Source organism: Hymenobacter sp. BT188, assembly GCF_014333585.1.
GTDB lineage: Bacteria > Bacteroidota > Bacteroidia > Cytophagales > Hymenobacteraceae > Hymenobacter.
In genome coordinates this window covers 549,103-570,011 of the sequence record NZ_JACSCW010000004.1, presented here as the reverse complement: position 1 = coordinate 570,011, position 20,909 = coordinate 549,103, and the positions used below count along the sequence as shown (strand labels likewise).

Genomic DNA, 20,909 nt, shown 5'->3' with positions numbered 1-20,909 from the left:
TTTGGGTACTAGTAATTGAACATATATGCTTACGCAAAGATGCCCCCCAAAAGTTGGTTGGGACCAGCAAAAGTAGAAACTAACCTTGTTTTAATTTTGAATGTTCAGCTTTGAGGGACGAATAAACGAAAATTTGTCTCTCACGGCTGTTCCCACTGTAGTATAATGGCTTTTTCTGTCATCGTACCAACCAGTTCCACTTATCAGAAACGTTTAACCTAATGACATATTCCGAACGCCAAGCTGCTTTCATTGCCCTTGGCCAACGCCTACGCCACCTCACCGAAGACGAAAAAGCCGACCTTTTTAGTCGAGCTCGTAATAATAATTCGTGGTTCGATGCGCCCAACGTCGCCTCGGCCCTGGATGGAATTGCGCGCTTGCTGGAAGAAGATAGCTTTCGAACCTGGGCAAACCGTTATTCAGCCGAACCCCCTACGCCGCGTGCTGTGGGTGTAGTGATGGCAGGCAATATTCCGTTGGTGGGCTTCCACGATTTGCTGTGCGTAGTGCTCAGCGGGCACAATCTGTTGGCAAAACCCAGCTCCGACGACAAATTTCTGATGCACTGGATTGTAAATGAGTTCACGCGCATTGAGCCGCGCATGGCTGAACGCATCACTTTCGTAGAGCGCCTGAATGCCGCCGATGCCTTCATTGCTACCGGCTCCGATAATACAGGCCGCTACTTCGAATATTATTTCCGCAACAAGCCCAACCTCATCCGCCGCAACCGCACCAGCTTAGGAATTTTATCGGGCCAAGAAACTCCAGAAGAGCTAGCCGCCTTGGGTGCCGACATTTTCCAATACTACGGCCTAGGTTGCCGCAACGTATCGAAGCTCTTGGTGCCCAAAGACTACCGCTTTGATAAGCTGCTGGACAATCTGCAACCCTGGGAGCGTGTGCTGGAACAGAACCGCTACCAAAACAACTACGACTACAACAAGAGTATTCTGCTGGTAAACCGCGTGCCGCACTTCGACAATGGCTTTGTGCTGTTCACGGAAAGCGCCCAACTCGTGTCGCCGATTTCGGTAGTCCATTACGGCACCTACCGCGACGAGGCCGACCTTCAGCAGCAACTGGCGCAGGTAGCTAATCAAACGCAGTGCTTGGTGTCGGCTGGGGGGCAATTTCCGGGCAGCTTCGCCTTTGGGCAGGCTCAATGCCCTAGCGTAAGCGACTATGCCGATGGCGTGGATACGATGGCTTTTTTGACGGCTTTAACGTAGACAATAACATATATAATGCCTCTGGGGCGCTTACTGTAATTCGGCTTGTCTGGATTACTTTGCCGATCTACGGTACTGCCTCTGCCGCTTCACAGGCATTTTGCACACTTAACCGTTTTGTGCTATGAACGCTGACTTTACCGATGTTGTGACCGTCGAAAAAGAAACGATTTCCGGCCAAATATTTCCCCACGATGATGTGCTTACCGACCCGGAAGCGAAGCTCAAGCGTCGCCGTGATGCTGAGCGCGCTGCGACGTTAGGCAACGGGTACCAAGGCAAGTTGGATATTTATTTTCAAACGGCCGATGGCGTCACTAAACGCGTGCAAACCACCGTGTGGGCTGCCCACGAAGAGTATATTACACTAAAAGCAGGAACCACCATTCCCCTACGTGCTATACTTCACTTCGAATTTTACTAAAACAAAAAAGCCCCCCAGTGATGCTCCGGGGGGCTTTTTTGTTTAAGAGTTGTTAGCAACGATCCAGCGTTTTGGCAATTAGATCGTTCATGGTTTGTTCGGCATTAGTGGCAAATTCGCCGGTAGACCGATTAGCCACAATCGCATTCAGCGATACAATTTCGTGGCCCAGCATGCGGCCTAGCGCATAATAGCCGGCGGTTTCCATCTCAAAGTTGGTGAGGCGGAATTCACCTTCAGCGCTTTCGTACCGGAAGTTCTGAAACTGCTTAATCAGATCGGGCTGACGTAAATCGAGGCGGAGTACGCGGCCCTGCGGACCATAGAAACCAGGGCACGTGAGTGTGTTACCAGTCAGCATTCCAGCCCCAATCTGTTCCCGAATAAGATCGTGGCCACGCACGCAGTACGGGCGATAATCGAGCTGCAAAGCCTTTTGGATGCCAGTACCTACTTCCACCTCCAGACCGGTTTCTACCAGCGGATAAAACTGCATAAGGGCATCAAGGCCTACGCCGTGTTCTGTCACGAGGTGAGCACCTAACGGAATATCAGGCTGCAAAGCGCCGCTGGTACCTACCCGAATAATGCGCAGCGTAATGCGCTCTTCCATGGGCCGCGGCTCGCGTGTTATAAAGTCAATATTCACCAGTGCATCCAGCTCATTCAGCACTATATCAATGTTATCGGTGCCAATGCCAGTAGAAATTACCGCGATGCGCTTGCCCTTGTAGTAGCCCACGTGGGTCACGAACTCGCGCTTGTTTACCTGCGTCTCGATGGAGTCAAAGTGCTGACTCACCAGCGCCACCCTGTCTGGGTCGCCAACGGTAATAATGGTTTCGGAAATATGATCAGGCAGCAGGTTGAGGTGATACACGCTGCCGTCGCGGTTCAGAATGAGCTCGGAGTCGAGAATAGGCATAGGAAGTGGGATTAGAAAGTGGCGCGAAGGCGGCAAATTAGTTATAACCTGTTACGCAGCGGCTCAGGCATAGTTTGCGGGCTTCTACTCTCCCCGTCGAGATACAACTGATTTCGAACTTCACTCGTTGGAATTAAGATACATTCACCAACGCCCTATCCCATGAGCAACACCCAGATTCAGGGAAAAGACTTTTATAATAGTGTGCTGCAGTTCTATGATCAGGCCGCGCAGTTTTCAAAACTTGATCCTGGCATTCTCTCCCAGATCAAGGCTTGCAACAGCATTTACAAGGTTAATTTTCCGGTGGAAGTTGATGGGCATGTGCAGGTTTTTGAGGGAATACGGGTGCAGCACAGCCACCATAAACTACCCAGTAAAGGCGGTATTCGCTACAGCGTGTATGTAGATGAGGAAGAAGTGATGGCACTAGCTACACTTATGACCTTCAAATGTGCCCTCGTCGATGTTCCTTTTGGTGGGGCTAAAGGCGGCGTCAAAATCAACCCGCGAACTAGCTCCGTGGAGACGCTGGAGCGAGTAACGCGCCGCTATGCTAGCGAGCTGATTAAGAAAAATCTTATCGGTCCGGGCATGGACGTGCCCGCCCCCGATTACGGCACGGGTAGCCGCGAAATGGCCTGGATTGCCGACACATACCTAGCGTTCAAATTCGGCGACACCAATGCGCTGGGCTGCGTAACTGGCAAGCCGGTGGGCCAAGGCGGTATCCGCGGCCGGACCGAAGCCACAGGTCTGGGCGTCTTTTTCGGCTTGCGCGAACTCCTAGCCGACGGCGAGCTCCTGAAAAAACTCGGGATGACGAGTGGCATGGCCGGCAAACGAATCATCGTACAAGGATTAGGCAATGTAGGCTACCACGCGGCTCACTTCTGCGAGTTGGAAGGCGCTATCATCACGGGGATTGCAGAGCGCGAGGGGGGCATTTTTAACGCTGATGGTCTCGATGTAGCTGCCGTGTTTAAGCACCGCAATGAAAGTGGCTCCATCCTTAATTATCCCGGCGCGCAAAACGTAGCGGAAGCCAGCCAACTCTTGGAGTATGAGTGTGATGTATTGTTGCCCGCCGCGCTGGAAAACCAGATTCACGCTGGTAATGCCGCTCGCATTAAAGCCAAGATAATTGCGGAAGGTGCCAACGGCCCTACTACCAAGGATGCCGAGAAGATTCTGATCGAACGCGGCGTTGTTATCCTCCCCGACCTTTATCTAAATGCGGGGGGCGTTACGGTTTCTTACTTTGAGTGGCTAAAGAATCTCTCGAATGTGCGCTTTGGTCGCATGGGCAAACGGGCAGAAGAAGCTTCGCTCCGCCGCCTAGTAACCACCATCGAACAAACCACAGGCAAGAGCATCAGCGCCCAGGAACGCGAGCTAATCATTCAAGGCGCCGACGAAACCAGTCTCGTACGCTCGGGCCTAGAAGACACCATGATTGTGGCTTACCATGAAATCAGAGAGGTAATGCACCAGATAAAGGGCATCGAAGATCTGCGCACTGCCGCCTTCTACAGCGCCATTGAGAAAGTAGGCGTCAGCTATCAGTCATTGGGTATTTTCCCATAAGCCCAGATGATTTTCGAAAGAATCAAAAACACAAAAGGCAGCACCGTATAGTGCTGCCTTTTGTGTTTTTGATTTGCTTTAAGTAGAAATGCCTATCGGCGCCTCTTAATATGATGGAGCGCGGTAGGAAACTAAGCCTTGCTCGGGGCGATAGTTGTTGCTCAGCTTCGGATATGTGCCCGTGCCATCATACGCCCGCTTATCGGGGTGGGCTTGGCAAGTGGTTGAGCAAGCGCCTTCGAGTTCTTGGCCACAGTTTTCGCAGAGTGCCAAATGAGCGTTGCAGTGCGGATTGGCGCAGTTTACGAGCCTATCGGAAGGCGCATGGCAATGGTGGCAATAAGAGATAATTGTGGGATTGACGCTGTTTACATCCACCGCTACGCGGTTGTCGAAGACGTAGCATTTGCCCTCAAAATCTTCGCCACCCTCTTCAATTCCGTACTTAATAATGCCGCCGTGAAGTTGGTACACGTTCTCGAAACCCTGCTCCAATAGGTAAGCGCTGGCTTTTTCGCATTTGACGCCACCAGTACAATAAGTCAGAATTTTCTTGTCCTTAAACTCCTTTAGCCGCTCCACCCGTTCGGGGAAGTCGCGGAAGTTTTCCATGTCTAGGGTGACGGCGTTTTTGAAACGACCTACATTGTACTCGTAGTCGGAACGCACATCCACCACTACCACATCGTCGCGGTCTTTGAGTTCCTTAAACTCTTGCGGTGAAAGGTGTTGCCCAGTGCGCACATGGGGCCGCACGTGACGCAAACTGCTGTGCACGATTTCAGGCTTCACGCGAACATGCAGCTTCTGAAAGGTATGCGCAGGCGCTTCGTCAACTTTAAATTCCAAGGCTGAAAAGCGCGGATCGGCTTTTACAATCTGCATATACTCCTCACAGTCAGCCGCTAGCCCCGACACCGTACCATTGAGACCTTCAGCCGCCACAATAATGCGACCTAACAGCTTCAAACGCAGACACAGCCGATGATGCTCCTCACGATACGCCTCCGGATTTTCAATCGGTGAATAGCAGTAGTAAAGCAGAACGCGATAATCCATCTCTGAAATGGTGTTTTGTGCTACGAGTGAATGCTAAATCAAGTACGAAGGGTTCCGGGGGGCTTTTTTGTGTGACAAAATGCATGTCTGTCCAGCACCCAGAAGCCAGTGCCTAAACTTTCGTGGCGGGGTTCCCGAATACCGTCTGGTTTGCTGCCACATCAGCCACTACAACCGAACCAGCACCCACCCGGGCTTTTGCCCCGATTTTTACGCCTCCTACGATGATAGCGCCCGGGCCGATAAACGCCTGCTCGGCCAGCACGGCACCTGCATTAACGATGGCACCCGCTCCTATCTGCACAAAGTCGGCTAGTTCTACCTGCACATCAATTACAGCGTTGGCTCCTATAAGGCAGCTGTTACCCATTTTGCTATTGCTCGATACGACGGCTCCAGCCCCAACAAGGTTGCCGTGCCCCAGCCACGCCTGTTCCGAAACGCTAGCGCGAGCATGAATGGCGTTCACTGGCACCACCTCGTACTCATCGCGGAGCATATTAGTGAGGCTGCGGCGGCTGGCCGTATCCTCGGTGGCCACGAACACTTCGCACTTTTTGCCCAGAAGCTTGAGCAGTTCGCGGTCATCGGTGTTGCCCATTACGGGTACATTGTTTAGCTCGGTGTTCTGCAGTTTAGCATCGTCGTCGAGCAGACAATACACCACAACATCGTTGCTTTGAAAGGCATCAAGTGCCGTTGCGCCCAAGCTTTGAGCACCCAAAATAATAACTGGATTTTCCATGTGAAGCGAAAATGCCCCCCAGGGGCGATTTTTTCTAAACCACAAAGATACACCCTACTGCGAGCGGGGCCAAGTATTGCGCAATAGTCAGTGGCCATACGCTCACTACTTAGCCTTACTTATCCCTGAACTGCGGCAGCCAACGGACCGCATATTCATTTTGAAGCAGCAGAAATACTAAGTACGGCAGCAAAACCGCCCGGTAGCGGTTCAGGGTGCCCAGGTTAGGAGTGCTAAGGCCTAACAAGGCAGCTAAAGCCAAGCAGTACAGCACCAAAATAACTACCAATGCGAATGGCAGGTAGCCGGGCCGATGTCGAGCCAGCGCTACGAAGGCCACGCCAATTAGTAGCAACAAAGCCAAGTTTTCGAGCCCGGCAACTATGTACAGGAGCTGTTTATCTTCCCCCAGCCAAGGGCGAGTAATAGTGCTTACAACAGCCTTTGGCGCATAGCGAAGCATGCTTTCCAAAGTAGGCTTTAAGTCGGCGTATTCAATGTGTGGGCGGGTTCGGGAAGCCCTCAGTAGTTGGTGATAATTGTTGCTTAGCTGATTAGTAAACTTATTCACGCGAAGAACGGGAATTACCTCAGCAGCTACCCGCATCCCTCCTACCAGCACTACCAAGATAATGGCCAGCTGCACAAGCCAATGCCGGGCACGGCTAAAGAACTGTTGTAGCAGATGCACTACTATAAGACTAGCTAACCCACCCAACAGCAGACCAGCAAAGAAAAAACGCATTTTAAAGTGCAACCACGCCAGCAGCAAAGCGCCAACTATTCCCACTAGTCGAACAGGTTGGCCGCCATACACCCAGCCGATAACCAAAGCAGTGAGCCAAGCTCCGCTCCCTATCAATAAGCTCTCTTTCGTAATGCCCGACGACCAATAAACGACGGACGGCCACGCCAGCCATGCCACTGCCGCCGCCCCTACGGGTACTCGTGGTAATGCCCCTTCTACTGCCCGCACCAGCTGCCAGCTACCGACAAAACTAAACAGGCTCAGATAAGCCCCATTCACCAGCGTATTCCCCAACGACCCTAAATTCAATACCGATAGTAGCTTGATGAGAAAGAAGGTATTTGAGAAGCCGTGAAATATGAGTTTTCCCCCATAGCCATGAAATTCTTCTCCCAACAGCGTCTGTAGCCAAGCGCTGGGGTTATCCCATAGCTGAGCGTTGAGCAGCTTGCCCCAGAACTGAAAATATGCAGCGTCGCTGGTGAGCATAACGCAGGCAGCGGAGCCCGCCAAGAGCCTGAGCCCTAAGGCAGGTAGCAGCACCTTGCGCAACGCAGAAGCACGAGCTTGCCGCCGCAGCCAGTATACCAGCGCTACTAGCAAAAGTATATTCAGCCCTATAGCGACAATAATCTTCACTTGGGTGGCAAATTATGCTGCAGAATTCGGCTACCAATGGCGCACTTCAGGCAGCGTCGGGGCTGGCAATAACCACGATGCATAGCCAGCAGTCCTTGCGAGTCGGCGGCGGTGCGGTGCTCAAAGTGCAGAGCTTCGTAAGGGGCCGTAAGATGATTATGCTCAGCGGGCAACTGCTCCAGCAAGGCTATAGCTTGCTCCACCAACTCGGGCTGGCCTACGTGGCGGGCATAGGCTACACGCAGAGGCACCACAACGTTGATTATCAATAGATGAATGCTACTTCGGCCCAGAGCAGCTACTTTGCCGGGGCTGCCCGGCCGGTAATGCGCCTGCCAATAAGGAGATACCGCCACCCGAAAAAACTGCTCCAGCGCCGCTATGCTAACGGCCGTGAGCAACGCATCAAACAGGGCCGGACGGGCATGAAGCAAAGCCGCTAGCTGAGCAATACGTACCGTCGGAAAGTTGGCGGGCCGCAGGCGCAGGAAGTTCCAGGCATGGGCAGGCAAAGCCAGAGAAGCCATCTCATATTTATGACGCAGAAACTCATACTCCCGGCACAATTCGACCAGGTAAGCATCATTGGGGGGCAAATCGGAGGCAGTGGGCAAAAGTCCAGCCTGCCCAAAAAGTAACGCTTCCGTCTGAAGCGAATCGTGGCGGTGCCGCCGCAGAATGCTTAGCGGCACGGCTTTAGCCAAACGAGCTAGCGGCTCACTATTTTTCTTAAACCCAAAAGCGGCGGCCAGCACATGATAAGCCGTGGCTCCCCAGTCGCCGCCTAAGTGTTTATTCTGAACTTCTATCAGATCAGCTTTTTGCTCTACTCTTTCCAGTAACGCACGCCCGAGCATCATGGTGCGCGTAATGCTCGGCACCAGTGGGAGAAACGGCGCACACGGCACCGATACGGCATCCAAATTACCCCCCAGCGCGGCATAAGTGGTCAGTAGTGCAGGCATTAAGCGCGGCGCTAAGGTCAGCGAAGGAATGTCGGATCCATTGGTGCGCTGCACGGGCTGGTCGGCGGCATACACCACATGCAGTACTACTTGGTCGTATTTCGGGTCTGTCTGGTGCTGGTGACGCTGCCAGTCGGAGGCGCGCAAATGAATTTCCACCGCCCCGTTCCACTCTACCTCACCAATCTGAAGACGAGCATTCAGAAAGTCCGGACCAGCATCCGTATTGTGGTGGCCGGGGCGCAAAACAATCAGCTTTTCGCCCTGGTCCGTCAGCAAATCTGTTTTATCAAAATACTGGTGCTGCCAGACATAGTGCAGTAGCTCTTCTTTCATAAGTGATAAGGTGATCCAATATAAGTAAGTGGTAGTGATGCTGAGAATAAAGGCAATTATTAACTCTTTATTCGGGCAAAGGCCGCATACAAAAACCAAGCACTTATTTGAGACTATTCACCAAAAAAACGGCCCGCCTCCACTAGAAGTGAAAGCGGGCCGAAATTTAATAGCGACGGATTAACGCAGGTCAATCACCTTTACGCCTTTATACTTGGTCTTATCGAAGTTGAAAGTAGTAGCATCTACCGGCGGATTAGGCTGAAATTTGCGAATAGTAACGGTAGTCCGACTGCCATTCTTTTTGAACATCTTCCAGCTTTTCAACGACTTATCCGCCTTGCTCACAGACAAACGCACTTTGAAGACCTGATTATTTCGATCCTCGGGGGCCAATTCAATGATATCGACAGCCTCACCAGCTTCTTTGGCTTCCTGCACATATGAGTACTTGTAGCCTTTTTTATACAACGTATAAATCTGAGCCGGCGAAATCTCCCCCTCTTCAGGCTCATAGTCGGAGATGTTCACCTCGTTCTCGTCCTTCATGTAAGTCCACATGGTCTGGCCGTTGTTGATGATCTCCTGACCGCTCAACTTCAGCCGAAACTTTTGGCCACTCACCGTAATATCGCCGGTCATGTTCTCCTTCACCTTGGCCGCATCGTTTTCGAGGGTTTGGGTGAAAGTGGCTTTAAATGCTTTCATTGCCTGATACTTGGCACTCATCTGGTCGAGAATTTTACCAGCTTTGGGGTCCTGCTGTGCGGGGGCGGCTGCAACTAGTGTAACCGATAACGTCAGCAGAGCGAGAAATTTTTTCATTTGGGAGGAGAAATTGCTGTTGCAAAGTGGGGGCTCAGAACCAGAAACTCTATTGGTAACCATAAAAACAGAGGTAATAGTTCTTCCGTTTTTATGCTACAATTTCCAACCTTAAGCACTTATTTCTAGGTTTTGTTCAGGTTATTCAATAATTGCTCCAAACTGTACTCGTCTGGAATTAATACCTCCCGGGCCTTGCTGCCTTCAAAGGGTCCTACGACGCCGGCGTGTTCGAGTTGGTCAATTAAGCGTCCGGCCCGGTTATAGCCCAGCTTTAGGCGGCGTTGGAGCAGTGAGGTACTACCCTGCTGATGCGTTACGATTACGCGGGCGGCTTCCTCAAACATGCTGTCGCGGGAGGCAGGGTCAAAGTCTTCGCTGTTGCCACCCGTATCACCTTCGGCACCAGCTACTTCAGGCAGCAAATACGCCTCTGGATAGCCTTGCTGCTCACCGACAAAATCGCAAAGGCGATCTACTTCGGGCGTATCAATAAAGGCGCACTGCACGCGAATCAAATCGGAGCCGGCCGAGAATAGCATGTCGCCTTGTCCAACCAGTTGATCAGCGCCACCTGTATCCAGAATGGTGCGGGAGTCAATTTTGGAGGTCACTTTAAAGGATATACGGCATGGGAAGTTGGCCTTGATGATACCAGTAATAACGTTCACGGAAGGCCGTTGTGTAGCTACAATCAGGTGAATACCAATGGCACGCGCCAACTGAGCCAGACGCGCGATAGGCGTTTCCACTTCCTTTCCTGCTGTCATCATCAAGTCGGCCAACTCATCAATAACAAGCACAATGAACGGCATGAAGCGGTGGCCTTTTTTAGGGCTAAGCCGACGCTCCACAAACTTGCGGTTGTACTCCTTCAGGTTGCGGCAGCCAGCGTCTTTCAACAGGTCGTAGCGCCGATCCATCTCCATGCACAGGGAGTTAAGCGTGTTCACCACCTTCTTTGTATCGGTGATGATGGCCTCTTCCGTGTCGGGTAGCTTAGCCAGAAAATGGCGCTCGATTTTGTTGAAGATGCTCAATTCCACCTTTTTAGGATCGACGAGCACAAACTTCAGCTGTGAAGGATGGCGCTTATAAAGCAGTGAAGCCAGAATCACGTTCAGGCCCACCGACTTACCCTGACCTGTAGCACCGGCCATGAGCAAGTGAGGCATTTTGGCCAGATCGGCCACAAATACTTCGTTGGTAATGGTGCGACCAAAGGCAATGGGCAAGTCCATTTCGCTGGTGCGAAACTTCTCGTGGCCCAGCACCGAGCGGATGCTCACCATTTCCTTTTTGGTATTCGGCACCTCGATACCGATGGTGCCTTTACCGGGAATCGGCGCGATGATGCGGATACCTAACGCGGCCAGGCTCAGCGCAATATCATCCTCCAGGCTCTTGATCTTAGAGATACGCACACCGGCATCAGGCACAATCTCATACAGCGTAACCGTGGGCCCGATGGTGGCTTTGATGCTGGCGATGTTAATACCATAATGACCCAGCGTCTCCACGATACGGTCTTTGTTGTCCTCCAACTCCTCTTTGCTCACCTGGGCTTTGGCGGCACCATAGTCGTTGAGCAATTCTAGGGTTGGATATTGGTAGCGCGAAAGGTCGAGCGTGGGATCGTAGTTCTCTGTGCCTTCGGCAAAGAAATCATCCTCATCGGCCACGGTGATGGCCATGGGGGGCGTTTCGGCGGGAGTAGCCGGAGCTACGGTCAAAGGAGGCGAAGTGGGTGCAGTGGTGTCGTCGGCCAGATCAGCCATGGAAAGCGGCGTGGGCACACGGCTGGTCACGGGAGCAACCTCAGCATCAACAGGCATTTCGACCGAGAAGCTAGGTCCGCTGTTTGCAGCCGAAGCAGCTAATGCTGCCGCGCCCGCCGTGGCCACGCTGGGTGCCACCGATAATGGCAAGGCTGCGCCCGCCGGAGCCGTAACACTAAAAGCCGGGGAAGCAACCGACCCCGTAGGTGCCGGGCCTTCCACTTCAAATTCTTCGTCATCCTCCTCATCCATCGTTGAGGTGAACGGGGGGGCAATTTCTGCTTCGGCCTCTCTTCTAGCTACTGACTTTGTAGAGCGAAGCGTCATCTGGGGAGCAATTTCCGTTTCTTCAGCATCGAGCGAGGCAGTAGGGTCTGCGCCATGATTTACGCCCAGCCCGGTGCGGCCATACAGATCTAACCCATTGGTGCTATCGTTGGTACTAGAGGCGTCTGCTTCCTCTTCAGCGGCCGTTCCCATGCTTAGGCTGGTCACATTAAAGAAGAAGACAACGAATGAAATTAACAGAAAAGCCAGTAGTAGCACCGTACCCCAACCAATAAGGCTATCGAGCCAGGAGGCAACTTCATAGCCGATGCCGCCGCTCAAAAAATCGAGGGTATGCGCTAGGTTTGGGTCGGCATCAGGGGTTTGAAGGGTAAGCACAACATAGCCCAGCAAAGCACTCAGCCACAGCATCGAAAACAGGCACAAGGCTATAACATAGCTGAGCGACACGCCTACGCCAGCCCGTCGAAACACGATTTTGTAGCCTAGAAAGAAGACGATAGGAATGACCGCAAACGCGGCTACACCGAAGCCTTTATAAATGAGCACTTGGGCGGCCATTGCTCCTAATAAGCCCAGCCAGTTGCCCGACTCCTGCCCTGCTTCCTTAGCAGGCGTGGTGGCCAAGCTACCTACCACGCTCTGATCGGCGTGCCCCGTAAAGAGGAATGACACGAAGGCTATAGTAAGATAGATAGACCCTAGCAGGAAGAAAAATCCGAGGAATAACTGAAAACGACGGTCGCGCAGAAAGCCAAAAATACCACTCAAAGAGGGCAGCTTAGGCCATTGGCGCGGGGGCTTCAGGGCTTTGGCAGCAGCCTTGGCTGCCGCTGGTTTGGAGTTAGCCTCGCTGCGGCGACTGTTTTCGCGGGGAGCCGGCGTGGGCTCAGGTGCGGGAGCTGGACGCGTGGCGGGTCGGGCAGCTGGGCGGGGCTCGTTGCCGCGGGCTGGCGGAGTGATGGGTTGTTTATATGTATTCTTTGCCATGCTTAGGCACCGAAAGGCTAAATGTAGAGGTCACAAGGTGGCAGTGTGGCTTTTCTTGGGAACAATTTTTCCCGGCAGCCAACACCTCACGCTTCGTAAAGATACACTTGCCCGCCCGCAGTCCTAACCGAAAATTTGCCTCCCAGACCGCTCCATAGCCTAAATAACCTGGTTCCAAAACCATTACAGGTAAAAAAGCGCACTGTAAAAACGAACACGTCGCCCTAGGTGAAGACAGTATGGACCTTCACTCAAGGCGACGATGCAAAAAATCGGCGACTAGCTGCGCGGGTGAAACTCAGTAATGACTTGCTTCAGGTAATCCCGGTCAAGGTGGGTGTAAATTTCGGTGGTGGTAATGCTTTCGTGGCCCAGCATTTCTTGCACGGCCCGCAGGTCGGCGCCTCCTTCAATAAGATGAGTGGCAAAGCTGTGTCGGAACGTGTGCGGACTCACGGTTTTGCGAATACCTGCTTTATCGGCCAAGGCTTTGATGATATTAAAAATCATCACCCGCGACAATTTTGCCCCCCGACGGTTCAAAAACACGATATCCTCGTGGCCGCGCTCAATGTCGAGGTGGCAGCGTATGCCGGTGAGGTAGATGTTGAGGTGCTTCAGCGCGTCGCGGCCGATGGGCACGAGGCGTTCTTTGTTGCCTTTGCCTGTGACGCGCACAAAGCCCTGATCAGCATACAAATTAGATAGCCGCAGCTCCGTCAGTTCCGATACGCGCAAGCCTGAAGAGTAGAGCACTTCCAAGATGGCGCGGTTGCGGGTGCCTTCGTTGGTGCTAACGTCCACGGCGTCCAGCAATTGTGTTATTTCCTCATACGCCAGCGTATCAGGCAGCTTACGGCCGATTTTGGGAGCTTCCAGGGTATCGGTCGGGTCTATTAGCAGCATATCTTCCATTATGAGGAAGCTGTAGAAGGCCTTGATGCCGGAAAGCGTGCGGGCTTGGGAAGTAGCGCCAAGCCCCAATTCGCCCAGCCAGGCCAGAAAATCACGCAGAATCCGGGTCGTTACCTGCTCCGGGTTGGCCGGCAGCTTCGATATTTCCAGATACTGCCGCAATTTGCCTACATCCCGCACATATGCCTCCACACTATTGCCCGATAACGATTTTTCGAGTTGTAAATAGCCTTCAAATTGCTTGAGGCTGACGGACCAATTCAATAGTATAAAAGTTAGAAGCGTGAGGTGTGAGGAAGAATCCAAGAGTCGTGCCGAATGGGGGGCTTTTTCCAGGAATCTGTAGGAGTATTGGGGTCGGGTAATAGTTGTAGCAGCAAGTAGTACTTTTTGGCTCAATCTAGAAAACGCTAGTTTTAGCCACGTTCCCCGACCTTTACCTTTTCGCTTCACTTCTGCTTCATGAAAATCATCATCATCAACGGTCCCAACCTCAACTTATTGGGTCGCCGCGAACCGGGCATCTATGGCAACCGCTCTTTCGAAGACTTTCTGCCCGATTTGCACGAGGCATTTCCCGCCATCAAGCTGGAGTACTTTCAGTCGAGCCACGAGGGCGAACTTATTGATAAGCTGCACGAAGTGGGTTTCACCTACCACGGCATTGTGCTCAACGCCGGCGGCTACACCCACACCAGCGTAGCACTGGCCGATGCCGTAGCCGCTATCAATACGCCCGTAGTAGAGGTACATCTGTCTAACCTAGCAGCCCGCGAAGAGTTTCGGCAGAAAAGTCTGCTCGGCAAACACTGCATTGGCACCATCACCGGCTTCAAACTCGACAGCTACCGGCTGGCTCTGCATTATTTTGAAGGCTTGCGCCCGAAGCGCGTTGGATTCAAGGTGTAAAGAAAAGGTTGTTGTTGGGGGGCTTTTTTGCGCCCATGCCTAAATGTTGGACATGAATCAGGTCGAGGGAGACGTTAGTTGCTTCAAGAAAGGAAGCGGTCAAACCCCGCTCCTACTACCTTTGTCTTCTCCACTCGCAATCCCCAACTGAATGTATACTTTCAATCCTGGACCATCGGCCGTGTATCCGGCCGTGCGCCAATACCTTACCGATGCCTTCGATGAAGGCTGGCTGTCGGCTCCGCACCGCGGCGAGCGTTTCACGGGCCTGATGCGTCAAACCGTTACAGATCTTCGGGCCAAACTCAATATCCCGCAGGACTACACCGTATTTTTTCTCAGCTCGGCCACTGAGTGCTGGGAGGTGTTAACGCAAAGCCTGACGCCCACCAAAAGCTTTCACTTGTACAATGGTGCCTTCGGGGAAAAGTGGTTCGACTATGCCCGCGCCCTGCGCCCTGCCTCTACCGGCCAGGCTTTTGGGCTCGATGAGTTACCCAATGTGCATACGCTCCCCTTCACCGACGACACCGACCTGGTTTGCCTTACCCAGAATGAAACCTCAAACGCCACTCAGCTCCGCGACGGTTTTATCCTGAATGTGTTCAACCGACTCGGCAACGCCTTGCTGGCCATCGATGCTACTTCGTCGCTGGCAGGCATTCAGCTGAAGTATATTAAGGCTGATATCTGGTTTGCTTCGGTGCAGAAGGCTTTTGGCCTGCCTGCTGGCTTGGCTCTGATGGTACTTTCGCCCCGCGCTGTAGCCCGTTTCCGCCACCTCAACGAGCGCGCGCACTACAACAGCCTGACGGCTCAGTACGAGAAAATGCTCAACTGGCAAACCAACTACACGCCCAATGTGCTGGGCATCTATTTGCTTAGCCGCGTGCTTCAGGACCGGGCGCCTATCAAAGCCGTACACCAGCACCTTCAGGACCGCGCCACCAAGCTCTACGACTTCTTCGATAGCGCTACCCAGCTCAGCCCGCTCGTGCAAAACCCTGAAACCCGCTCCACTACCGTTATCGGCTTACAAGGCCCCCCAGCCCTGATCGACGAGGTAAAGCGCAGTGCCTTGGCGCAGGGCATGCAGCTTGGCAATGGTTACGGCACCTGGAAAGCCAATAGCCTGCGCATCGCCAACTTCCCAGCCATCCCGGATGCGGCCTACGAGAAGTTGGTGCAGTTCTTTGCCAAAGACTTTGCCTGAATCAATGGTTGCCTGAGTGCAGGATAGAATGGGTGAATAGTAGGTACCCGATTCAGCTATCCACTAAGGCAGCCATTCACCCATTGCTCATGTTCTCTTTAAAAGAAATTTTCTCCGTCACGCTTACGCTGTTTGCCATTATTGATATTCTGGGCTCCATCCCCATTATCATTCAGATTCGGCAGCGGGAGGGCAAAGTGCATTCCGAGAAAGCCACGCTGGTAGCGGGGGTGCTGATGGTGGTATTCCTGTTTTTGGGCCAGAGCATTTTATCTCTATTTGGCGTTGACTTTCAGTCGTTTGCCTTAGCTGGCGCCATCATCATCTTCCTTATTGGTATGGAGATGATCCTGGGCATTGAGCTATTCCGCAATGATCCGCTGGCCGCTTCGGGCTCCATTGTGCCTCTGGCTTTCCCAATCATCGTCGGGGCCGGCACCATGACCACCTTACTCTCGTTGCGGGCGGCTTACTCCTTACCTAATGTACTGGTAGGCATCGCGTTGAATCTGGTCTTTGTCTACGGCGTGCTCAAAAGCAGCGCCTGGATTGAGCGTAAGCTCGGCAAGGCCGGCGAAGACATTCTACGCCGAGTGTTCGGCGTGATTCTACTAGCAATCGCCATCAAGCTGTTTAAAGCTAATTTTTAAATGGTTAAGGGGATGAATGGTTAAATGGCTGCTTGTTCAACGACTTACAGAACGCCCAAGCATCTAACCAGTCACCCATTTAACTATTTAGCCATTCGAAAATGATATATCTTTTTACCGACGGATCTTCCCGTGGAAACCCCGGTCCGGGCGGCTACGGAGCCATTCTACGCTTCGGCCGACACGAAAAGGAGCTTACTGAAGGCTTTAGGCTCACCACCAACAACCGCATGGAGTTGTTAGCAGTCATCGTTGGTTTAGAGGCCGTCACGCGTCCTGAAATGCCCATTACCGTTGTCACCGACTCCAAATATGTGGTTGACGCCGTTGAAAAGCGCTGGGTATTCGGGTGGGCTATGAAGCCTGATTTTGGCAAAAAAGCCAATGAAGACCTCTGGCGGCGTTTTTTAAAAGTGTACAAGCAGCGCACAGTGCATTTCCGTTGGGTGCGTGGCCACAACGGCCACCCCGAAAATGAGCGCTGCGACCGACTAGCGGTGTTCAGTGCCACGCAAGGCAAACTACTCGTGGACGAAGGCTACGAGCTTATCGAAGCTAAACGCTAGAACTCACTTTGTTCCTCAGTATATCAACCGCAAAAAATAGCCATAGTACTGCTGCAATTAAATAAGGAATGCGACTCCCCTACTATTCTTCATTAACTGGTGTGAGAGCAGTAGCTGCGTTTATGGTTTATTTACACCATTATAATCCAGGGCAAACAATATTCGGAAGCCAAATTTTAAAATCTGTATTCTACGAATTCCACGTAGGGGTTACCATCTTCTTTACGCTCAGCGGCTTTCTTATTACCGAACGGTATTTCACCACAGAAACACTATCACTCAAAAACTTAAGAACATATATTATAAATAGACTTGCCAGAATATATCCACTCTATATAGTTTTATCTTTACCTGTTTTCTTTATTGCCTTTTATAATGTCGGATTTACCAGATATTATTTATATGCACTCATACTTAATATCACGCTTCTTAAGAGTTTGTCTTTAGAATATGCATTTACTGGCATTCCTCAAGCATGGTCGCTAACTGTTGAGGAATGCTTCTATTTCTTTGCCATATTCTTTTTTGCCGTCTTATATAGTCGCCGATTTAGTAAAGCTATAGTCTGGATATCAGCTATCATTCTACTGCCTACTACAGGGTTTTTATTAGTTCAAGTCTTCCACTATCTGCATTTACCATTCTTCGAAAACGCCTCCTTCGTGGCCTATAACACCTTCTTTGGTCGTTTTTATGAATTTTTTATTGGCGCTGGTTTAGCGTTGTTGCTAAAGAAAGTAAAAACCAAACATGATTTTTCTGTTTTAACATATGGTGGCATTATCTTATTCTCACTGGGTATATTTGCTCTAATGAAAATAAAAGTGGCATATGGAGCTAATTTCGGCATAAGCCCTCCTATTGGCACTGCAGTAAATAACCTTTATCTACCTTTGTGTATAGCTACTATATTCACGGGTCTGCTTCGAGAGAAAAGCCTTGTTTCAACATTCTTATCTACAAAGCCATTAGCTATACTTGGAAAAAGTTCTTACGCATTTTATTTAATTCATATGGGGCTTATCCATGAACTACTGTCGCCGTATTTCAATGAGAAATCTACATTAGGCGCTTTAGCCATTTATTTGATTTTGGTAGCATTATCTGTAGCTCTGTATTACTTCTTTGAAGAGCCTGTGAATAAAAAAATAAAGTCACTTACTTCTCGTCACAATTGGCCAACTCCTACTTCCAGTTCAAGCAATTCCGCGTTGAGCAAGGCCAGTGTGCGATGAAGGTGTGCACCGATGCCTGTGTGCTCGGTGCTGCGGCCAACCTTTCCGAGTCTACTCGCCTTTTAGATATTGGCACAGGCACTGGTCTGCTTGCTTTAATGGCGGCCCAGCGCAATCATTCGGTTCAGATAGAAGCTGTTGAGTTAGATGAATCGGCGGCTGCGCAAGCCATTGGCAATGTGGCTGCTAGTCCTTGGCCGGAGCGAATCAAGGTTCACGGGTCGAGTTTGGCACAATTTGCTAGTACCCAGCCCGAGCCCTTCGATTATATTATCTGTAATCCGCCTTTCTTTCGCCATTCCCTGCGCTCACCTGACGCGGCACGAACGACAGCCCGCCATACTGCCGCTGATACTTTATCCTTTGAGGAGCTCACAGCTTTCACTGCACAATACCTCACTCCCGCTGGGCAGCTTACTGTGCTATTGCCCCCGCCAGAAATGCATCATTTAGAACAGAAAGCGGCTCTGGGGGGCTTTTTCCCCAGCATTCAGCTTCACCTACATCATCGCTTGGGCAGCCGCGCTAACCGGCATATCACCACCTTTACCCGAACGCCAGAGGCCACCAAAAACTATAGTTTGGCCATATACACCGAAGCTGAGGCGACCTATTCTCCAGAATTCAAGGCTCTACTACGCGATTTTTATCTGGCTTTCTGAGTTGCTCTTGCTGTTCTCAGCAAAGCATGGCACCTTGAGAATCAACGATAAAATTTGGGTGGGTTTTCGAACTTGAATCGCTTTCCATCAATTCGATAATTCGCTTTCCTCTTCCTGAAACTTAATTCCGTAGTCAGCTTCCAATTCAGCTAAAATAGGCTCGTAGATGTCGGCGTGCGTAGGAATAACCACGCCACGCTGCGGTACCAGACCACGGGCTAGGCGGCGCACGGCCATACCAAGGGGCAGCCCTACTGTTTTGGCCATTGCCGTGTGCGTGGCATCGCCGCCGGGCACCACCAGCGAGGATGTACGCCGATACCGTTTGCCTTGCAACATAAACTCAAAAAGGTGCTGCATCACAATCAGGTCGTGGTCGCCGGGCTGGAGGCGCCATTTTTCGGTCAGTAAATGCTCCAGCAGTTGAGCGGGTGTGGCGTTGGGTAGGCCAACGGCGGTATGTTTGAATAGCCCAAGCCAGCTGAGCAGTCGCATTTCTTCTCCATCCGGATTTAACCCTAGATAGTCAGCCAATTGAGTCGCTAAATTGCCCCCCACGGAAGCGGCGGGAGGCAAATAGGCGGCGATGAGCTGCGGCCACGTCCAGTCGGCCGTATTGCCTAGCTGCACGGTGTCGTCAGTAAGGCCAAGGCGCACCAGCGCATTCCAGGCAGCACAATAGCCCGGCCGGCGCAGAGTGCCACGTAAAATAGTTGGGATAGCATCGAGGCCGTAGGGCGCACGGTAGCTGAGCGAATCGCGGTTGGCGTAGCCTTCAAACTGCCCGTAACCGGGCAATTCCAAAACCTCTAAGCGGCGAAAGAGCTGCTGATACGGAATAAAGTGAGGCTGGCCATTTTCGAGGTATTTGGCGGTACTTTGGCCAGCCAATACCACGTTGCGCGGGTTCCAGGTAAACTTGTACCGCCACGGATTATTCCCTTCAGACTCGGGAGTAAGTAAACCGCCGCAATACGATTTGAAGGATACTAATTGCCCCCCACGCGCCCGAATGACTCCTATTGCCTGCATAGCCGACATATGATCGAGGCCGGGGTCGAGGCCGCACTCCATCAGCAGCGTCACGCCAGCAGCCTGGGCTTCAGCATCTAAGGCGCGGATTTCATTGGTGGCGTAGCTGGCGGTGGCCAGATGGCGGCGATTGCGCAGACACGCACGGGCTACCACCGGATGAAACGCCGCGGGCAGCATGGAAATCACCACGTCGGCGGCGGCTACCAGCTCCTCCAGCAGCGCATCGTTCTCAATATCAAAAGGTACAGCGCGGGCGTATTCGGTGTGCGCTACTAGTATAGGTACCAGATGCGCAGGCTGCACATCGGCCACGGTGAGGTGCCAGCCCTCAATAGGAGCATAGCGCAACAGGTAGTTAATCAGAGAAGATGCCGAACGCCCGGCCCCGAGCAGCAGAATATTTTTCAAGAGAAGGGTGCGTAGTGATGCACAAGTCTACGAACTCTACCGCTAATCCGCCGTCTGGCAACCGGTCATTGCCCTCTTTGCGAATAACCAATATATTAAAGCTTCTAGGGCTTAGCAACGTATGAAATGAGTGCTTGGGGGGCAAATCTCCGAATGTTTTAATGTTGATACACTTGTAAATGGATAAATGTCTTACATTCACCGCCCCTTCTCCTACCGGGGCCGCTTGGTTGGTGATGGAACGCTGCATTTCCTTAGACCTGCCAATGGCTCACCCGTTACAACTGACTATTACTGTGGATGTACTGGCTTCCGAAGCGGAGCTCACCCCATCCGAAGCCACCATCTGGCACGCGGCACGCGCGGCCACTGATCACGCTTACGCACCTTATTCTCACTTCAACGTCGGGGCCGCGCTGCTCCTCGACGATGGCTCTGTTTTCCGGGGCTCAAATCAGGAAAATGCGGCGTATCCATCGGGTTTGTGCGCGGAGCGTACGGCCTTATTCGGCCTAGCGGTAAGCCAGCCCGAACGACGCATTGTTGCTATGGCCGTGGCCGCGCGCCCGGCCCAGGGCGACTTTATGCTGGCCATGCCGTGCGGAGCATGCCGACAGGTAATGACCGAATACGAAAACCGTCAGGGCCAACAGATTCCGCTGCTCCTGCCCGGCCCCGATGGCACCATCTACCGGTTCCGCACCCTATCCGATTTGCTGCCGTTCCAGTTTTCGGCCGAAAATCTACCGGGGCAGCCAACTTAGTTGTTGCG

Annotated in this window: 19 protein-coding genes; 10 read left to right on the top strand and 9 right to left on the bottom strand. The window is 52.1% G+C overall.

Translation table 11 applies throughout. From position 1 onward, the window contains the following. Window positions 1-221: 221 nt before the first annotated feature. Window positions 222-1,235 (top strand): acyl-CoA reductase, encoded by a 1,014-nt coding sequence (locus H8B13_RS13895; RefSeq protein ID WP_187311400.1) that lies wholly within the window; start codon window positions 222-224, stop codon window positions 1,233-1,235. A 124-nt stretch (window positions 1,236-1,359) separates the two neighbouring features. Beyond that, complete coding sequence (locus H8B13_RS13890; RefSeq protein WP_187311399.1) at window positions 1,360-1,659, top strand: hypothetical protein; 300 nt, start codon at window positions 1,360-1,362, stop codon at window positions 1,657-1,659. 52 nt (window positions 1,660-1,711) lie between these two features. On the opposite strand, the gene H8B13_RS13885 is transcribed toward H8B13_RS13890, so the two are convergent. Then, window positions 1,712-2,584: a nucleoside phosphorylase gene (locus tag H8B13_RS13885; protein WP_187311398.1), complete on the bottom strand. Its 873-nt coding sequence runs from the start codon at window positions 2,582-2,584 to the stop codon at window positions 1,712-1,714. A 162-nt stretch (window positions 2,585-2,746) separates the two neighbouring features. On the opposite strand from H8B13_RS13885, the gene H8B13_RS13880 reads away from it, so the two are divergent. After that, on the top strand, window positions 2,747-4,171 hold the full coding sequence (locus H8B13_RS13880; RefSeq protein ID WP_187311397.1) for a Glu/Leu/Phe/Val family dehydrogenase: 1,425 nt from the start codon (window positions 2,747-2,749) through the stop codon (window positions 4,169-4,171). Between the two features lie 105 nt (window positions 4,172-4,276). Here H8B13_RS13880 and H8B13_RS13875 read toward each other — a convergent pair whose 3' ends face one another. From H8B13_RS13875 to xerD, 7 genes are all read right to left on the bottom strand, one after another. Next, window positions 4,277-5,230, bottom strand: a complete 954-nt coding sequence (locus tag H8B13_RS13875; RefSeq protein ID WP_187311396.1) for a rhodanese-related sulfurtransferase — start codon at window positions 5,228-5,230, stop codon at window positions 4,277-4,279. Window positions 5,231-5,342: 112 nt separating this feature from the next. Next, window positions 5,343-5,975: a NeuD/PglB/VioB family sugar acetyltransferase gene (locus tag H8B13_RS13870; RefSeq protein ID WP_187311395.1), complete on the bottom strand. Its 633-nt coding sequence runs from the start codon at window positions 5,973-5,975 to the stop codon at window positions 5,343-5,345. 115 nt (window positions 5,976-6,090) lie between these two features. Further along, window positions 6,091-7,362 carry a hypothetical protein gene (locus tag H8B13_RS13865; RefSeq protein WP_187311394.1) on the bottom strand — a complete coding sequence of 424 codons (1,272 nt, stop codon included), beginning with the start codon at window positions 7,360-7,362 and terminating at the stop codon, window positions 6,091-6,093. Further along, complete coding sequence (locus H8B13_RS13860) at window positions 7,359-8,663, bottom strand: DUF2851 family protein (RefSeq protein ID WP_187311393.1); 1,305 nt, start codon at window positions 8,661-8,663, stop codon at window positions 7,359-7,361. Before H8B13_RS13860 ends, H8B13_RS13865 begins: the two co-directional genes overlap by 4 nt. Window positions 8,664-8,843: 180 nt before the next feature. Continuing rightward, complete coding sequence (locus H8B13_RS13855; RefSeq protein WP_187311392.1) at window positions 8,844-9,488, bottom strand: LolA family protein; 645 nt, start codon at window positions 9,486-9,488, stop codon at window positions 8,844-8,846. Window positions 9,489-9,613: 125 nt separating this feature from the next. Next, the gene (locus H8B13_RS13850) at window positions 9,614-12,544 is read right to left on the bottom strand and encodes an FtsK/SpoIIIE family DNA translocase (RefSeq protein ID WP_187311391.1); all 2,931 of its coding nucleotides are present in this window, start codon (window positions 12,542-12,544) and stop codon (window positions 9,614-9,616) included. Window positions 12,545-12,823: 279 nt separating this feature from the next. After that, on the bottom strand, window positions 12,824-13,723 hold the full coding sequence (gene xerD, locus H8B13_RS13845; RefSeq protein ID WP_187311390.1) for a site-specific tyrosine recombinase XerD: 900 nt from the start codon (window positions 13,721-13,723) through the stop codon (window positions 12,824-12,826). Between the two features lie 198 nt (window positions 13,724-13,921). On the opposite strand from xerD, the gene aroQ reads away from it, so the two are divergent. The 6 genes from aroQ to H8B13_RS13815 all read left to right on the top strand — a co-directional run bounded on the left by aroQ (window position 13,922) and on the right by H8B13_RS13815 (window position 18,694). Beyond that, the gene (aroQ, locus tag H8B13_RS13840; RefSeq protein ID WP_187311389.1) at window positions 13,922-14,368 is read left to right on the top strand and encodes a type II 3-dehydroquinate dehydratase; all 447 of its coding nucleotides are present in this window, start codon (window positions 13,922-13,924) and stop codon (window positions 14,366-14,368) included. Between the two features lie 151 nt (window positions 14,369-14,519). Beyond that, complete coding sequence (locus tag H8B13_RS13835; protein WP_187311388.1) at window positions 14,520-15,581, top strand: aminotransferase class V-fold PLP-dependent enzyme; 1,062 nt, start codon at window positions 14,520-14,522, stop codon at window positions 15,579-15,581. 89 nt (window positions 15,582-15,670) lie between these two features. Then, window positions 15,671-16,231, top strand: coding sequence for a MarC family protein (locus H8B13_RS13830; RefSeq protein ID WP_187311387.1), 561 nt, complete (start codon window positions 15,671-15,673; stop codon window positions 16,229-16,231). A gap of 101 nt (window positions 16,232-16,332) precedes the next feature. Then, complete coding sequence (rnhA, locus tag H8B13_RS13825) at window positions 16,333-16,797, top strand: ribonuclease HI (RefSeq protein ID WP_133273122.1); 465 nt, start codon at window positions 16,333-16,335, stop codon at window positions 16,795-16,797. 68 nt (window positions 16,798-16,865) lie between these two features. Then, window positions 16,866-18,032, top strand: coding sequence for an acyltransferase family protein (locus H8B13_RS13820; protein ID WP_187311386.1), 1,167 nt, complete (start codon window positions 16,866-16,868; stop codon window positions 18,030-18,032). Continuing rightward, the gene (locus tag H8B13_RS13815; protein ID WP_261990368.1) at window positions 17,972-18,694 is read left to right on the top strand and encodes a tRNA1(Val) (adenine(37)-N6)-methyltransferase; all 723 of its coding nucleotides are present in this window, start codon (window positions 17,972-17,974) and stop codon (window positions 18,692-18,694) included. The genes H8B13_RS13820 and H8B13_RS13815 overlap by 61 nt, the downstream gene beginning before the upstream one ends. A gap of 87 nt (window positions 18,695-18,781) precedes the next feature. Here the strand turns inward: H8B13_RS13815 and H8B13_RS13810 are convergent, their stop codons facing one another. Beyond that, a complete protein-coding gene (locus H8B13_RS13810; protein ID WP_187311385.1) occupies window positions 18,782-20,137 on the bottom strand; it encodes a saccharopine dehydrogenase family protein in 1,356 nt (451 codons plus the stop codon). 266 nt (window positions 20,138-20,403) lie between these two features. On the opposite strand from H8B13_RS13810, the gene cdd reads away from it, so the two are divergent. Beyond that, on the top strand, window positions 20,404-20,901 hold the full coding sequence (gene cdd, locus H8B13_RS13805; protein WP_187311384.1) for a cytidine deaminase: 498 nt from the start codon (window positions 20,404-20,406) through the stop codon (window positions 20,899-20,901). The last annotated feature ends 8 nt before the right edge of the window (window positions 20,902-20,909 follow it).

Bases quoted from the DNA above. Each gene is read 5' to 3' on its own strand.
- H8B13_RS13830 (WP_187311387.1), top strand. From the start codon at position 15,671: ATGTTCTCTTTAAAAGAAATTTTCTCCGTCACGCTTACGCTGTTTGCC.
- H8B13_RS13895 (WP_187311400.1), top strand. From the start codon at position 222: ATGACATATTCCGAACGCCAAGCTGCTTTCATTGCCCTTGGCCAACGC.
- H8B13_RS13855 (WP_187311392.1), bottom strand. From the start codon at position 9,488: ATGAAAAAATTTCTCGCTCTGCTGACGTTATCGGTTACACTAGTTGCA.
- H8B13_RS13835 (WP_187311388.1), top strand. From the start codon at position 14,520: ATGTATACTTTCAATCCTGGACCATCGGCCGTGTATCCGGCCGTGCGC.
- H8B13_RS13850 (WP_187311391.1), bottom strand. From the start codon at position 12,544: ATGGCAAAGAATACATATAAACAACCCATCACTCCGCCAGCCCGCGGC.
- H8B13_RS13820 (WP_187311386.1), top strand. From the start codon at position 16,866: ATGCGACTCCCCTACTATTCTTCATTAACTGGTGTGAGAGCAGTAGCT.
- rnhA (WP_133273122.1), top strand. From the start codon at position 16,333: ATGATATATCTTTTTACCGACGGATCTTCCCGTGGAAACCCCGGTCCG.
- H8B13_RS13880 (WP_187311397.1), top strand. From the start codon at position 2,747: ATGAGCAACACCCAGATTCAGGGAAAAGACTTTTATAATAGTGTGCTG.
- H8B13_RS13875 (WP_187311396.1), bottom strand. From the start codon at position 5,230: ATGGATTATCGCGTTCTGCTTTACTACTGCTATTCACCGATTGAAAAT.
- aroQ (WP_187311389.1), top strand. From the start codon at position 13,922: ATGAAAATCATCATCATCAACGGTCCCAACCTCAACTTATTGGGTCGC.
- cdd (WP_187311384.1), top strand. From the start codon at position 20,404: ATGGCTCACCCGTTACAACTGACTATTACTGTGGATGTACTGGCTTCC.
- H8B13_RS13890 (WP_187311399.1), top strand. From the start codon at position 1,360: ATGAACGCTGACTTTACCGATGTTGTGACCGTCGAAAAAGAAACGATT.
- H8B13_RS13860 (WP_187311393.1), bottom strand. From the start codon at position 8,663: ATGAAAGAAGAGCTACTGCACTATGTCTGGCAGCACCAGTATTTTGAT.
- H8B13_RS13870 (WP_187311395.1), bottom strand. From the start codon at position 5,975: ATGGAAAATCCAGTTATTATTTTGGGTGCTCAAAGCTTGGGCGCAACG.
- H8B13_RS13885 (WP_187311398.1), bottom strand. From the start codon at position 2,584: ATGCCTATTCTCGACTCCGAGCTCATTCTGAACCGCGACGGCAGCGTG.